Source organism: Providencia sp. PROV209 (genome assembly GCF_028479485.1).
In the GTDB taxonomy this organism is placed as follows: Bacteria; Pseudomonadota; Gammaproteobacteria; order Enterobacterales; family Enterobacteriaceae; genus Providencia; species Providencia alcalifaciens.
This window is the reverse complement of sequence record NZ_JAMPNR010000022.1, coordinates 1-16,121: the sequence shown is the minus strand read 5'-3', so window position 1 is coordinate 16,121 and position 16,121 is coordinate 1. Positions and strand designations below refer to the sequence as shown.

Sequence of the window (16,121 nt, the reverse complement as noted above, 5' to 3'; positions counted from 1 at the left end):
CCAAAGCAATATGGGTCTCGGTACAACTGAATTTAATTACGCGAACGCGCCATAAATCACAGAGGTAATTGATGCTAAACCGCATAGCAGCGTAAAGATTTGCGCTGGCTTAGAGGTACTGAACGGTTTCATTGCAGGAATGATACGCATCGCCACAACTGGTAGGATGAACAGGATTGCCGCAATCATTGGAGCACCCATGGTTTCAATCATACCTAAGATACTTGGGTTGATAATCGCGACGATCCACGTGGTGATCACGATGAACAGTAAAGAGATTAATTCAATTTTCTTCACAGAAACTGAAGAGCGTGATTTGACTAACCCAACCAGACCTTCGTGCGCACCTAAGAAGTGACCAAAATAGCTAGAAACGATAGCGGCGAATGCCACGATAGGACCTAAGTAAGACAAAATTGGAGATGGGTTAATGTTGGCAATGTGAGATAACACGCTGATGTTTTCTTTCTTCGCAATTTCTAATTCAGCTGGGCTCAATGACAGCACAACAGAGAATACGAAAAACATCACGAAGCCTGTCAGCATAAATGCTGCCCCGCCCGTGATCATGTCTGTTTTAATCACCGCTTTGTCACCAAACTGTTGGCGCTGATCTTTCGCAAACTGGCTGATAATTGGGCTGTGGTTAAAAGAAAACACGATGATAGGAATCGCCATCCATACCACGATAGGCATTGCGCTCCAGTCTGGCGCTACTTCTAGCATCGATGTGTTCCACTCAGGGATCAGGTACAGTGATAATGCTAATAAAATGAAGACTAATGGGTAAACCATCATGGAGGTTAATTTCAGCATTAAATCACGACCAAAAATAACACCGGCGGTCATTGCTGCAATTAACACACCTGACAACAACCAACGTGGTAATGGGTCCATACCAATTTGGTTAATTAAAAATGAGTCGACTGTGTTTGTAATACCGACACCGTAAATTAATACGATAGGATAAATGGCAAAGAAATAAGCAAACGTGATGATGTTGGCACCCGTTTTACCAAAATGTTCTTCCACTGTATCCGTAATATCCGCGTCAGGTTTCTTTGCCGATAATACAAAGCGTGCTAACCCTTTATGTGCCAACCAAATCATTGGCGTAGCAATTAATGCAAGAACAACTAGAGGCCAAAACCCCCCCGCTCCCGCTTTAATTGGCAGAAAAAGGACACCCGCACCAACCGCGGTACCGAAAAGGGATAATACCCAAGTGAAGTCTTTGTAAGTCCATTTACTGGCAGGTTTGTCTATTGTGTTTACTGCTGTTTTTATTGTGCTCATAGCGCCACTTAATTTTGATAAAAGGGATAAAAAAAGATGGGCGAATTCTGCATTAAATGCGTAGGAGCAACTAGCTTATTTTGATTAATCTTTCTGGCTTTTTGGTGTAGATCTCATAACTGAGTTTTAAAAAATGACAATTTGTTAATAATCGCAAATAAATTTTATCGTTTGATTGAAAACACCCAAACAATACCCACCAAAATATCGTGTTTTTTTCTTTTCAACATACGTTTTATCGAAATAAATATCGATAATAATATGGCCAGAATAATTTCTAGCCATATTATTTGATAATGCCCCTATTTTATTACAAATAAACCGGCACTAGGATCTCAGTGGCAATCACAACAACAATAAGCCCAACTAACACAGGAACTGACGTTCTTTTCACCACTTCAAATGGTGAGATTTTTGCCATCCCCGATACCGCAACCACCACACCAGAAACAGGAGACAATGTACGACCTAAGTTAGACGCCTGTAACATTGGAATCACTAAGTAAGCTGGGTTAACCCCCATTTGTTTCGCTAAGTGCGGGATCAATTCAACGAATGCGTAGAATGGCGCATTCCCTGAACCTGTTGTCATCGCCGCTAACATCGTGATAACCACCAGCGCAATCATCATGACAATGGCGCCAGAGCCAAAAGATTGAGCTAAATCGATCAATCCTTTAATAAAGCCGATAGTGCTTAAGCCTTGCGCGAAGACACCCGCGGCAACCAACAGCATCACAACGGTAGCAAATGCATCCGCCATCCCTCTATAGCAAACTTCTAAGCCGCCATAGACATGTTTTGCACTAAAACTGCGAATGAATTCAATGACTGCCGCCATAATAATACAGCCAACAATAATCGTGACGATATGCAGCTCTGGAGCCCATTTACCATCAAACACCAAAACACCAATGATTGGGGTGAATGGTAAGATGGCGTAGAAACCTGGAGCATGAGTTTTAATTTCGTTCACATCCAACATTTCTGTTTTAACATGTTCTTTTCTATCAAGAAAACGCTGCCAGAAAAAGTGAGCTACCGACATCGCAATAATCGCTGCGATGGAGATAGGTAGTGTGGTTTTGAAGGCAAAATCAATCAGTGGCATTTCAGCGGCTTTTGCCGCGAGGATAACGTCCCCTGAAGTTGGAGCCAAAATAATTGCTGCAGGTGACGCACAAATAGCCGCCGCTGCACCGCGGCTGATCCCGACATTCACCATGACTGGGAATAGGGTCGCCATTAATAACACCCCTAAGCCCGTTGCAGAAGATACCGCCAGTGACATCAAACACGCCACAATATAAGCGGCAACCATCAGTAAGTAAGGCGAGTTGATCATTTTTAATGGCTTAGAGGCAATTTTAACCACTACGTCATTTGCGCCAATGTGCGTCATATAAGAAGCAAACCCACATAGCACCATGATCATCATACCGAGGTCACCACCTCGGCTCATTAATAAGAATTTAATGTATTCCAGAATATCAGTAACACGCCATCCCGTTGCTTTCACTGATTCTGGTAAAATGCTTTTACCCATCAAAGCGGTAATAATCAGGAGTAAAATACCCCCTGTCATTAATACCCCTGTTGCTGAGTAGCCCTTTATTATATAGCGCCCGACTCCAACGGCGACTATTACGCCTATTAAGAGCTCAATCATGTGTTTCTCCTGCCTGTCTCATTTTGTAATTATTGGTGGTACTCTGCCTAAAAAAAAAGCGAAATACACTGATAATGATCATATTGGGCAATATTTTTAATCTAGAAATAGATAAAAAAACAAGTTAAAAAAATAATATTTTTTTATTCTAAGAAAGAAATGAAACTCAGAAGCCTTTATTATTTAAACTAAAGTCAAATAATAGAAATCCAAGTTATATTACAGGGGGTTATTATCAAGAGAATAACAATCTAAACAGAATGGGATTAACTGCAAAAATTAACGCGAAAATAGCTCAAAAATCATGTCACCAAAAAAACCACGATATTGTAGATAACGAATTTGCTTACTTTTCTCTTTGAAATCCGTTGGAATGTCATCCCCAAATTTTTTACAACGAACGTCTGCGGCTTTTTCGAACCAATCCACATCAAGCTCAGAAAGATGGTGTTCGACCAACGATTCAGTAAATCCTTTTTGGCGCATTTCTTGTTTAATACGCAAAGGTCCGTACCCTTTGCGCGCATACCCTTGCAATAACAATGACACAACACGGTTATCATCCAGAAAATGCTGTTCGCTGAGTTTGTCTACCACCCCTTCAATCAATTGCTCATCAATAATACCGTCATTTTTTTCATACATACGGCGTTTCATGCGAGCAAATAATTCCGCTTTACCATAATCGCGTCGAGAAAGTAGAAATAGGGCGTATTGGTACAGTTCAGGTTGGGTCATTATCACACTTAGCTCATAAAAAAGGGCACTAAATTCAGTGCCCAATCCGCATTAATGAACTTGGGCACCACTAAGAAGTTTGTAGATTGTATCAGGAGTATAGCTGCCGTCCTGATAATATAGGGTCCAATCCGTGATATCTTCGCGAGTCAGAGGGTAAACACCCCCTTCTTCCATGGTTTTTACGTAAAACGGCTGGTTAATTAAACGACCTTCAAATTGGTCGCCTTTCCATGTCAGTGGCTCAAACCACATATGCTCGTGACCTTCATCACCCTCTTCATCTTGGTAACTAATGCCACATTTGACTAAGAAGCGCCATTCTGACTCTTCCTCTTCTTCCGATTTTCCGAGCAGCTTCGCAAACAAACCTTTTTTCGGTACAACCGGCTTTGGACCATAATTATCTAGCATGTGCGTGAAATATTCCCAACGTAGTCTCGCCTTGCTAGACATATCCGCGGTCTCTTCATCAGTGCGCATAAACATCATCGCGCGCTGATCTTCATACCCTTCAAAGAAACTTTCCAAGGTTGGATTTTCTTGGGTTACGCGGAATAACATCACCGAAGGGTGTTGATGAGATTCGTCACGATCGTGCCAATCCCCCATAAAACGCTCAGAGTTGGCATCTCCGAATTCAAAATTCATCTCTTCCAGTGGTTTTAAATTATCAATCGGTGTGGATTCCCCCACATGTCGCAGCCCCTCTTCAAAAGGTACCGCCACGAGATATTCATAACCCGTTTGCGTTTGCCCAATAAAGATTGGCTCATTAAAGTCGATTTTTCCGTTGGTAATACTGTTATTGACAAAGCTCCAGAATAACTCAGGGATCCCGTAATAGGACGCAATAGGGTGCGGAATAATGATTTCAGCTTCTGATAAACCACAACGTGCTAAACCATGTGTATGGAACCAATATTTGGTTGGTGCTGAATCTTCTGAGTTTTCATCATGATCATAAATTGCGTGTACCACATATAAAGAATCAATACTCGGCATCAAATCATCAACTAATTGAAAATTAAGCCATTCGCGAGTAAAAACTTTACCTGCAGCGGAGATATCCAAGCCCAATAATAAATCCGGTACTAAAATTTGGATAATTTTCAGTTGTTGGAGGTAGTTCACTAAGGGCTTTTCTTGGAATAAGCATTCAACCACCACCGCCTGTGGTGCAGAACTCGCTTGCGCATACAGCTCTTGGCTAATAGGGTCTGTCGCAAAATAAGGGTTAATGGTGTATTCCGGATCACTTTCGACTAAAGAGATATAAAAGCGTAAATCCTCTTCTCCACGTTTACAGGTAAAGAAAAAGCCGCCGCCATCTTCATCAGGAAGATAATCAATTTCACCGTCAGTAAAATAAGTTTGTTCTTCAAGACGCTGTTCAATTTGTAGGGAGGTTAACTCTGACGCAGGAATAGCCACCATCATCGAGGCTTCTTTTTCTCCATTGCCAGCAGCAATATCAAGGTATTGTTGTTTATTGTTCACTATTTTTTCCCTGTTATTTATTATCTCACCGGAGGATATCAGCTTATATTATGTAAGAATATTGTGATTATTCTTAACCCAATCAGATAGGTATTTAATTTCTTATATTTGAACTAAACACACCAATCATCATTATTTGATGCCACGTAATTCCACTTTTCATCCTGTATTCACTGAGGCACAATGAGAATCAACATAGCCAACATCGTTGGTCCCTTTCTTATATAGGTTTTGAAACTAGAGGTTTTAAGCATGGCTGATTTATCTGAGAAACAAAAAGAATATATTGATGACCTCGCAATGAAGCGCGTTTTTGATATGAACAATGATGATGTTTTAATTAATGCGCTGGAACAAAAAATTCACAGCATGGAAGCGCATTTAAAAGAATACTTCCACGAACGTGTTCAATTCCATCAGAAAAACAGCAAATAATACCTTTCTTTCATGGTGCTGAAGTACACTCAATTTCGGCACCATCACTAGCGCCTCAGTCACATTTACCCACTATTTCAATCACACCTAGCGTATTGATAATCTCCATTTTTGGCAGCAAAATATCATAAAAAAAGCACCATGAGCCATATGATCAATTGCCATATATGCTAAACTTTTGTCGATAACTTTAAATCAATTAACTTAAGATAATTTTTTATTTTCTTCATTCTATTCTACTAATCATTGAGTCCATTATGACACGCATTCAATACAGCGTAGCGCTGCTTTTTTCATCTTGTCTGGCAATTCCTGCCAGTTTTGCCGATAGTGACACACCACTATTTTCATTAAGTATGAGTGAATCCGGTGTCCCTAAAAATAATAGCGAAGGTGGTATTACTCGTTCGTCAACAACTGAGTCCCGCATTTTACCATTTTGGGGAGATGAGGCACGCGCTCGTGGTTATGATTTGCCACAACCTTTTGGTGCTAGCTATGGGTATATGAATCTGCGCCAAGATGTCGTCGTGGACAAAATTGGTTTCAAATCTGATTCAATAATAAAGTTTGGAAAGCTTGTCGAGTTTGATATCAATAAAGATTTAGATATCAAAACAGGGCACACCCGCAGTAAAAGCGAATCCCAAATGTTGAAATTAGACGCCTGGGTATTGCCATTTATGAATGTCTACGGTGTTTACGGGAAAACCAAAGGTACTTCCAAGACTAATTTAACCAATATTGATGCAAACGTAAAAATACTGGGTAAATACCAAAAAATGCATATTGGTAGCAACCTGCCTTTTGAGCTCAAATATGACGGGAAGTCTTATGGTGGTGGTGTCACTTTTGCTGGGGCTTATAACCAATTTTTCTCAACATTAGATCTTAACTACACCAGAACCAATTTAGATATTATTGACGGTGATATAAAAGCATTAGTCATTACTCCTCGCATTGGTTATGAATTTGTTTTTGAGCCGCTCATTTCTGGTCAAGGTAATACTAAAGTGCAAATCTGGACGGGTGCCATGTACCAAGATATTACCCAACGCTTTAAGGGTAATATTAGTAATTTGGACTTACCACCAGAGCTACAAGGTATGATGGCTTTAGCGCCTGCCGATACTAAATTCGATGTTGAACAGCACCTCGCGCATAAATGGAACAATACCGTCGGGGCTCGCGTTGAGTTAACCCGTAACTTTAACGTTCTGACCGAAGTGGGCTTTAACAACCGTAATAGCTTCTTTATTTCAGGCGAGTTCCGTTTTTAATGTTGCCACAGAAACACGGGTATAGGCTGACACTGCTCAGCCTTCTTGTTGCGTTCTCCTCACAAGCTCAAATACTGCCTGAACGGGAACAAATTGATGGCTGGCTCAGTGAGCTTGGGGGAGAAAATAGCTTTGATGAGTCTAAAACCATCGATTGGGGCGTTTTACCCGGTCCCTTTTATACTCCTGAAATGGGATTAGGCGTCGGCACAGCCTTGGTTGGACTTTATCGTCTCGATAAACAAGATACTGAAACTCAGCCCTCCTCTATCGGTTTAAGTGGTTTTGCCTCATCCACCGGCGCATTTGGTTTGAACTTCACCAACTATAACTTTGTGGATCACGACCAGTGGCGACTATTTTTGTCTGGTACCATCAACAATGTTCCAACTTATTACTGGGGCAAAGGTTACGCGGCGGGTAAAAATGACGGTAATAAAGAAAAATATCACTCTCAAGAGTTTAAAATCACCCCAAGAGCTTTATATAAGCTAACTGATGCTACCTATGTCGGGTTGGGTTGGAATTTTTCGTCAATCAATGCCAGTGATCCGGACGAAGGCGCGAAAACCTATTTTTCACAATCTGTAGGGGGACGCTCGGTGATTAGTTCAGGGGTCAGCGCTTATTACAGCTACGATACCCGTGATTTTTTACCCAATGCGCACCATGGGCAAACACTCGAAGTCATCTATACCTATTTTTCACCGAACCTTGGCAGTGATACCCGTTTTCAAGCCACTCAATTACAGTATGCCTATTACCATGAGCTCACAGAGAAAACTGTCGTCGCTATGGATAACTATGCCCGTTTTACGACTGGTGATGTTCCATGGAACCAGCTTTCTTTATTAGGTAACAGTAATCGTATGCGGGGCTACTATGAAGGTCGCTATCGGGACAATAATATTTTTACCAGCCAAGTAGAGTTACGCCATAAATTGGACTGGCGGCATGGGATTGTGGGTTGGTTAGGTACGGGAACGATGAGCGATTCCCCTTCTGAATTAGGTTCAGGTCACTGGTTACCAAGCGCAGGTGTAGGTTATCGTTTTGAATTTAAACCACGAATGAATGTTCGGCTGGATTTTGGTGTCGGTCGTAACAGTACTGGGGTCTATTTCCAAGTCGGTGAGTCTTTCTAATGATTAAGCTGCTAATCACTTCATCTATATTATTGATGCTCGTCGCGTGTCAAACTCGCGAAGAGCTGAACTTGCCTGCCGCTCGTATTAATCTAGAGACAGTTTCCCATGAGGAAGCCGAGCAAGCTTGGCCAGTACTACAAAACTTAGACGCGCCTCAAGGACTGCGAGCCTGTTGCGCATTTGGTTATGATCTGCAAGCTGAAGTGGCTGGCATTCCTGTTCCTTTCTATACCATTGATAATGTGGTTGAAGCCGATAATCTGGGTCAACATCATTATAATGATAGCTATTTTTCTGCCGCCGCTGATTTATTAGGGATCAGTAAAGAAAAAGTGGGATTGATTTATACCACTGAAGGTGGATTTATTGATATTGCCCATGTCAGAGATACCGCCGATTATACGCTCTATCTCTTTAGCCAAATTTACCCAAAGCTGGGGGAGGAATGGACGCTAACGCTGAATCATGAGCTCGCGAGCCGGCAGATTCATTTCTCAGCCTTTACACCACCCGCCTCACCCACTGAACGCTACACGTTAAGTACTTACTTAGCCGCAAAGCTTGCTTTCCAGTTAGCGGCTTGGCATGAGATTGCACAATGGTATGGGTATCAGTCAGTCCCCGGATTTTCCGAAGGCATCTCTGCGTTTTCACCTGAAGACTTATATTCAAACCTAGTAGGAGCAAGGCTGGCAAGCTCACTGATTTTACAAGGTCGTGCTGAATCGCTTGCGATATTCTCACAATCCTTAGAATCTCTCATTCCTATCGCCTTGAAGCAACTCGGCGCTCAAGAGCGATCTCAAACTCGCCATGCATTCGATAAAGTCGATGGACTTTGGTGGAATAGTGCAAAGCGCGTTCCAGATAAGTTTTTAGTGCTCACTCGTAATTATGATGTCACGGACAGCCGATATCCCTTTTTACCCACTCAAGCGATACCAAGCTTAGGGTTAAAACTCAGCTTACCATCAGAATATGCAGGATTTGTATTATCAGATCTCGCGCAATTTCGCTTAGCGCCAACGACGAACATGGCTCAACTCCCTGTTCCTGAAACTTATTGGACTGTAAGTGATTTTGAGGCGCTTGCCGAGAAAGCCAAAATAGAAGATCAAAAACAACAAACGTTATTATTGAGTGAATAAAAAACAGGTAAAGCATTCTTCTTGATAGGGAGACCAATAGCCAAAAAAGGGGGCTTTTTTTGACTATTTTAGACTCTTAACTTTCATTTTGATATTGTCTTTTTAATACTCAACACTGCTCATAAAATGCGAAACAGGGCTTTTTGGTTAAAATTTAAACCACTGAATGATTAATTTTTAACCATAATAACCCTACTATACACCTGCCAATTGCTTGAATTATAATCAAATTTGACTTAAATTAGATAGTTCCTTTTTGAAATAAAAAACAAAAATTGATAAATACAGCATTGAAAATATAAATAAAGTAAATATATGAACCCTAAAATCATTGAGTTGCAATAAATCAACACTTAATGACAAATCAATACAGAAATTTTGCTAATGCGAGTCGGATAAAGGTAGCTCGTGAAAAATTATTCTGCTACCATTCGCTCGATTTTTGTTCAGAGAAACATAGGAGAAGCAAATGCCCTCTCGAACGATGAGGACAAACGCCGTCTTCGCTTTCTTATTTTTACTTTTATTTTCGGGCCTCAGTTTTGGCTCTACCAGTACCAGTACGATGCTTAAAAAAGACTTCACTCTGAAGTCGGCACAAAACTCAAATCAAGCAGAAACACCTCTGCCTGATATGCGTAAATACCCGTCTGGTACTCCACGTAAGAAAGCGTTTTTGAAAACGATTGTCCCTGTGATTGAAAAAGTCAATCAACAGATTATGGAAGAGCGTAACTGGCTACTTTCCGTGCGCGCAAACACCAAATGGAGCGCCCAAGAGCTACGTCGCCTAACCCAGATCTGCGATAGTTATGGCATCAGTTGCAGCAACCCAAAACGTATTAATTGGGATAAGCTGTTAAGCCGTGTAGACATCATGCCAACGCATTTAGTTGCGACACAAGCGGCAACAGAGTCCGGTTGGGGTACTTCTCAACTTGCTCTAAAAAACGGAAATTTATTTGGTATGCGCTGTGGTAGCGGCTGCCAAGTTAACAAAGGAAAGATCAAAGGCTACTCAACGTATGCTTCTGTTGAAGCAACAGTGACAGCCTATATGAAGAACATGAATACCCATAACGCGTATGAGTCTTTACGTCACTCGCGTGCAAAACAGCGTCAATCACAAGATGAATTAGACTCCATCAAACTGATTAACGATATGAAAGGGTACTCAGAGTTAGGTTCATCATATAACCGCTATTTGAAAGAGATGTACGCGAGCAACGAAGAACTGATTACACAAGCTCAACAAAGAGCAGCGACTCGCAGTTAATTTTTAGTATCTACACACCGGGTACACGATATAAAAATCCACTTTTTCGAAAGTGGATTTTTTTTGCATTTATTCCCATCCGCTCGAAATATGACAACCCACCCCTCCGCGGCTATACTTCTTAGACTTTGAGTCTTACATAACTCATTTTTCCCTATCCCCGATTTACTCTAAATAATTTGGATTTTAGGTAGGCGGCAAGAGAAGATATCCCTAGGAGCATACATAAGTATGTGACTAGGGTAGCTGAGCGTAGCCAACACCCCTAAAATTCGAAGTATGACGAGTAAATTGAAATATGATGAAATTCCGATTGCATAGGGAAAAAGAATAAATATTATGGTCACCCATAACAAATAACACTTGAGTCTAATATGAATTTCTTCTCATTTGAGTTTCTTGGCTCTTTCTTAGTTTTCTTTCTTATTTATTGGGGCTGCCAACCCAGCTCAAAATTACAGAATGGGTTGCTCATTACAGCAAGTTATTTCTTCGTCTATTCTTTTAGTCCTGATTTTGCTTATATTCTGTTCGGCTACACTCTATTTATTTATCTCCTCACCAACTGGGCAACGGTATGGTTATCTAACCGATGGATTTATACGTTATTAGCCGCTGGGATCATTGGGTGCTTCACCGCATTTAAGTACTATTCCTTCTTCCAAGAAACTATCCAGCAAACATTGGATAAATTTGGATTCAGTGTGGGGCTTCCTATATTGGAACTCCTTGCACCTTTAGGGCTCTCGTTCTATGCCTTCCATTCCGTCAGTTATACTGTCTCGGTCTGTCGCAAGGAAATTGAAAAAGCGGACTTTTTTGACGTCGTATTATATTTGGCTTTTTTCCCAAGTATTGTGGCAGGTCCAATTAACCGCGCGAAAAACTTTTTACCGCAAATCCAAGCAGAAAGCCGTGTAATTCTCGATTCACGACGCGCCCTATTGCTCATTAGCTTGGCACTGGTAAAACTGTTTCTCTTCAGCTCTTACCTTGCTGAAAACTATGTTAATCCCGTGTTTGATGCACCTGCTGGCTACAGTGCAGGCGAAATTTTAATTGCCACCTATGCTTATGCGTGGAATATCTATTTTAACTTCTCCGGTTATACCAACTTAGTCACGGGGATTGCGCTACTTTTAGGATTTAGAGTTCCTGTAAACTTTAATGCGCCGTATTTAGCCACTAACTTACAAGACTTTTGGAAACGCTGGCATATCAGCTTATCCACTTTCATCATGGACTATATCTACATTCCATTAGGTGGCAGTAGAAAAGGTTTTGTCCGCAAGAATATCAACGTTCTCACCGCGATGCTGATATCAGGTCTATGGCATGGCGCCGCGATGACGTTTGTGATTTGGGGCGCAATTCATGGTCTCGGTACGGTGATTTTCAATATCAAAACCGAGCTGATGAAAAAAATGGGTAGAACCCACTTAATTCCGAATGCGCATATTTCTAAATTACTTGCACGTATTCTGACTTTCCATTTTGTCTGCTTTGCTTGGATTTTCTTCCGTAGCTCTTCGTTTGATGATGCACTGGTGATGCTCAATCAATTTATTGAACCTGGGTTTATTGCATCGATTAGCGCTAACCTCGGCTTGTTGATTGCATTCTGGCTCTTGTTCCTTGCTTATCCTTATTTTGTTCAAGGCTATCAATACATCGCCAAGAAATATCAGGATATCGCTTGGTACTACTACCCTATTCCATTAGCCATTGTATTAACGATTATGTTTATGCTTTCACCTTCGGGAATGCCAGGATTTATCTATGCTAACTTCTGAGTTTAAAAAGAACCTGAAAAAAACCGGGCAAGTGCTGTTAATCGTCATCATTACCGGATTATTACTGATTTGGTTAAACCAAAGCTCCTTAGAACGATTCTGGCAACAAAAATATCACCAAGATACGCCATGGGCGAAAATAAGCGGAAACCCTGTGTGGGATTACGGAAGCGCGTTACATGATGGCGTCCAAGAAGCGGGCTCAACGTTTGTCTATCATGCTTCGGGGCAAAAAGCGGCGGAGGATAAACTCGCCGCTCAACGGGCTAACAATCAAGAAAAACGCGTATTTCCACAAGATTTCCGTGTCGGGCTACACTTTATCAATGGGTATATTTACCCTGCTGAAAGTTTGTCGGTCACTTTCCCTGAGTTATTAAAGCGCCCGCAAGCCCGCTCAAAAATGCAGGGGCGTACCTTTGCGGGTGTGACGATTGCAGAACCGGAAGGACCAGTTGTTCAAAAACAGGTCGCGAATATCGCCGCAGGGGATCAGGTTCTGTTTGCAGGGGACTCCATGATGCAAGGCGTCGCTCCCCATGTTAAAAACATGCTGTTGAAAAAGTATAATATTGAGAGTATTAACTTAAGTAAGCAGAGCACTGGGCTTGCATACCCTAAGTTTTTTAACTGGCCAGATACCATTGCCAAAGCACTGAATGATAACCCTAATATCAAAGTATTAGTGGTGTTTTTAGGTCCAAATGATCCGTGGGATATGCCACCACAATCCGGCTATAAGTATGTGAAATTTAAGAGTGAAGAATGGGAACAAACCTATCGCTCGCGTATCAGTGAAATTCTTACCACCGCGCGCCAACATCATGTGGATGTGATTTGGGTGGGTCCACCGAATATGCGCAAGAATACCCTTTCTGACGGTATGAAATTCCTACGTGGTCTCTACCAAACCGAAGTGGCAAAGTATGGCGAGATGTACATCTCTGCCAATGACGTCTTTAAATATAAAAATGACGACTATTCCGACTATATTGGTGATGGTAGCAATGCTATAAAATTGCGCAGTGGTGATGGGATCCATTTCAGTGGTAAAGGGCAACAAATGATTGCCGAAAGCGTATTTTCACTGATCCATTTCGAAGAGGAAGACAAGGAGCCTCATGAAGCTGAACAACCAGAATCAGGTCAAGAGCAAGCTACTCACAGCTAGTGTTATAACACTGCTGTCATTCAGCTTAGTCTCTTGTCAGACACCGGATACTAAACGCGGTAAAACATCGCAACCCAACTGGTCTGCACCGACAGAGCAAGGGCAGTTGGTCAATAACAGTGAACCCAATTTAAGTCAGTTCGCCACTAAGTTGCGTCAAGGCAACCAACAAGTCCATATCCTCCAGATAGGGGACTCTCATACGGCTGCCGATTTTTTTACTGGTGAGCTGAGAAACTTATTCCAAAAACGTTATGGCGATGCAGGACCAGGGTTTGTACCGCCAATTTCGGTACCAGGTCAACGCACTGCTACGATTAATCGCATGAGCGATAAATCCGACTGGTCTCTCTCCAGTAGCCGCAAAGATGAGCGTATTGATTACCCATTAGGTGGATTGATCGCCGAGCCACAAAGCGGGAAAAGCAGTGTATTACTGAAACCGTTACAACCCGTCCAAAATGGTTACCGCTTACAAGCGTTATACCAAAGTTCAACGGGTAGCCAGATGCAAGTTTCACCATCATCTTCTCCAACGGTTGCACTCCCAGCAACGGGAAATAGCTGGCAATTCTCTGCCCCTGTGGATACTCAATTGCCGTCAACCGTCTCTGTGGGGTCAACAAGTCGTCTAAAAGTGGGTGGCTGGTTAGTCCGTTCAAATAAACCTGGTGTCATGTTATCTGCAATCGGTTTGAACGGGGCAACGATCAATATGTTGGATAAATGGCAGCCTCAATGGAGCGCGACGTTAGCTCAGATGTCACCGGATATGGTTATTTTAGCTTTTGGGACCAACGAAGCCTTTAATGACACATTGAACCTCGCGGCATATGAGCAAAATCTGCGAGATAAAATTCAGCAAATTCGTCAGCAATCCCCTAATGCTGTCATTATGTTAGTGGGACCAAGCGATTCCATTAAATTCAGTAACGCTGCTGGGTGTCATGCTCAAATGCCCGTCAATTTGATGGATGTGATCCGTATTCAAAAGAATATTGCCGCTCAAGAGCACACCTTATTTTGGGATTGGCAAGCGAATATGGGAGGGCCCTGCTCTATCCGTGCTTGGGCATCTCAAGGCTTAGCTCGCCCAGACAATGTTCACTTCTCTGCGGATGGTTATAAGAAAAGCGCTCAAGCCCTGTATAGCCAATTTAATCAAATGCTGAAATAAGTGTATCGCGATGAGGGGCATTTTTCCCTCATCGCGAGTCTCGTTAATTTCCCTATCCGCTTTTAATGAAAAATCGTATTTCTAAATATATTTATCATCATTTTTGATATTCTATAATACTGACTTTAAAATATAAAAAATAACGCCAATAATTAACACGCCTTTCTCTCAAAAAAAATCTTTAATAACATACCATTAGCTTTCTTCAATACAAAAAGCAAATCACCGTTTGTAAAAATAAAAATTTACGACCATCAGTTAAATATACAAAAAAAATTCCAATTAAGATGTCTCTATCAATAAAAACGTTTATTTTAAATACTCCCGAAATAGATCCCCCTATTTAAAATAAGTTACTATGACCCTTACTCTTTAGGCTTGACTTATGTCGATTGTTTTTTGCGAAGAAACATTAATTAATTACATCAAAGCAGCACCCAGTGAAATAAAAAATCATTTTTACCTCCCTAATGCGATTTTATTAAAAGTAAAGCAAGGTGGTATCTGTTTGCGGATTGAGAATGGGGAGTGGTGTAACCTATTGACCAACAACATCTGTTTTTTGCCTAAAGGTAAGGTCATTGAATTCATCAAAAAAGCCGCCTCTGAAAAGATAGCGCTCGATATTATGCCTGTATCCGCTGAAATGCTAAATTATTTTTATAAACAAAATAGCGCATTATTTATAGAAAAGAAAAAAACACATTATCACAGCCAAGTTTGTACTACTGATATTTCGAATACCCCAATATTAGGGGAAGTTTTTTATTCAGCAATCCAAGAGATTCGCCATTTAGAAATGAATACAGATACAAAAATAAAGAATGTAGACAATAAAATGGCGATTCATTTGAATTTTGTTTTGTCCTTTTTCTTACTTGAAAATACGTTTTATCCTACCTTACAAACTTCCATGAATGTTTTAACTAAAGACAAAGTTTATGATTATATTTATCACAACTCAGGAAAACAAAATTGTACTTTAGAGCTCATCGCTAAACAGCTACACATGAGCACATCAACATTAAAACGTCGTTTAGCAAGTGAAGACACTAATTTCTCAACCATCAGCCTAACATCGCGGATGAATAAAGCGATGATGCTGTCAAAAGTCGACAATATGCCAATGCCTCGTATTGCACAAGAAGTAGGTTATGACGATATTCCGCATTTTATTCAAGCCTTTAAGAATTTCTATCAACAAAGTCAACCTCTCAATGTAACGATAAGTTGATTTTGCCCTTAATACACCCTCCATTGTTTTACGTGTATAAAGTTGTCCATCATTTTAGCTTGTTGGTGGACAATTTTTTTCCTACATACACACTATTATCAATAATGCCTAATCATTAAATTAGGCATTATCCTGAGGGTAAACTGGTAATTAAAAATAATTGTCTTGCTCTTCAGGCATACTCACCATATCTAATGGGATAGCATCCATTACATGGTCCTTTGACGGAGGCTGATTGACTCCGGAGGGGGTTTTC

13 protein-coding genes are annotated in these 16,121 nt (G+C 41.1%); 9 read left to right on the top strand and 4 right to left on the bottom strand.

The features are described 5' to 3' along the window. Positions 1-36: 36 nt before the first annotated feature. From PR795_RS15495 to PR795_RS15480, 4 genes are all read right to left on the bottom strand, one after another. Positions 37-1,296, bottom strand: coding sequence for an aromatic amino acid transport family protein (locus tag PR795_RS15495; RefSeq protein WP_006658241.1), 1,260 nt, complete (start codon positions 1,294-1,296; stop codon positions 37-39). A 310-nt stretch (positions 1,297-1,606) separates the two neighbouring features. Next, positions 1,607-2,965, bottom strand: coding sequence for an anaerobic C4-dicarboxylate transporter DcuC (gene dcuC / locus PR795_RS15490; RefSeq protein WP_006658239.1), 1,359 nt, complete (start codon positions 2,963-2,965; stop codon positions 1,607-1,609). Positions 2,966-3,244: 279 nt separating this feature from the next. Beyond that, positions 3,245-3,703: a regulatory protein RecX gene (locus PR795_RS15485; protein WP_006658238.1), complete on the bottom strand. Its 459-nt coding sequence runs from the start codon at positions 3,701-3,703 to the stop codon at positions 3,245-3,247. 51 nt (positions 3,704-3,754) lie between these two features. Next, positions 3,755-5,203: a DUF4026 domain-containing protein gene (locus tag PR795_RS15480; RefSeq protein WP_181480538.1), complete on the bottom strand. Its 1,449-nt coding sequence runs from the start codon at positions 5,201-5,203 to the stop codon at positions 3,755-3,757. A 252-nt stretch (positions 5,204-5,455) separates the two neighbouring features. Here PR795_RS15480 and PR795_RS15475 point away from each other — a divergent pair, with 252 nt between their 5' ends. From PR795_RS15475 to PR795_RS15435, 9 genes are all read left to right on the top strand, one after another. Next, the gene (locus tag PR795_RS15475; protein WP_006663351.1) at positions 5,456-5,638 is read left to right on the top strand and encodes a hypothetical protein; all 183 of its coding nucleotides are present in this window, start codon (positions 5,456-5,458) and stop codon (positions 5,636-5,638) included. 257 nt (positions 5,639-5,895) lie between these two features. Then, positions 5,896-6,918, top strand: coding sequence for a hypothetical protein (locus PR795_RS15470; RefSeq protein ID WP_006663352.1), 1,023 nt, complete (start codon positions 5,896-5,898; stop codon positions 6,916-6,918). After that, on the top strand, positions 6,918-8,063 hold the full coding sequence (locus PR795_RS15465; protein WP_036968477.1) for a BamA/TamA family outer membrane protein: 1,146 nt from the start codon (positions 6,918-6,920) through the stop codon (positions 8,061-8,063). The genes PR795_RS15470 and PR795_RS15465 overlap by 1 nt, the downstream gene beginning before the upstream one ends. Continuing rightward, the gene (locus PR795_RS15460; protein ID WP_181480536.1) at positions 8,063-9,214 is read left to right on the top strand and encodes a DUF4056 domain-containing protein; all 1,152 of its coding nucleotides are present in this window, start codon (positions 8,063-8,065) and stop codon (positions 9,212-9,214) included. Before PR795_RS15465 ends, PR795_RS15460 begins: the two co-directional genes overlap by 1 nt. Positions 9,215-9,683: 469 nt before the next feature. Further along, positions 9,684-10,490 carry a protein bax gene (locus PR795_RS15455; RefSeq protein ID WP_006663355.1) on the top strand — a complete coding sequence of 269 codons (807 nt, stop codon included), beginning with the start codon at positions 9,684-9,686 and terminating at the stop codon, positions 10,488-10,490. A gap of 374 nt (positions 10,491-10,864) precedes the next feature. Continuing rightward, on the top strand, positions 10,865-12,283 hold the full coding sequence (locus PR795_RS15450; RefSeq protein ID WP_006658230.1) for an MBOAT family O-acyltransferase: 1,419 nt from the start codon (positions 10,865-10,867) through the stop codon (positions 12,281-12,283). Beyond that, a complete protein-coding gene (locus PR795_RS15445; RefSeq protein ID WP_036974072.1) occupies positions 12,270-13,454 on the top strand; it encodes an SGNH/GDSL hydrolase family protein in 1,185 nt (394 codons plus the stop codon). Before PR795_RS15450 ends, PR795_RS15445 begins: the two co-directional genes overlap by 14 nt. Next, positions 13,405-14,631, top strand: a complete 1,227-nt coding sequence (locus PR795_RS15440; protein ID WP_272516931.1) for an SGNH/GDSL hydrolase family protein — start codon at positions 13,405-13,407, stop codon at positions 14,629-14,631. Before PR795_RS15445 ends, PR795_RS15440 begins: the two co-directional genes overlap by 50 nt. A gap of 385 nt (positions 14,632-15,016) precedes the next feature. Further along, positions 15,017-15,865 carry a helix-turn-helix domain-containing protein gene (locus PR795_RS15435; protein ID WP_181480535.1) on the top strand — a complete coding sequence of 283 codons (849 nt, stop codon included), beginning with the start codon at positions 15,017-15,019 and terminating at the stop codon, positions 15,863-15,865. Positions 15,866-16,121 lie beyond the last annotated feature (256 nt).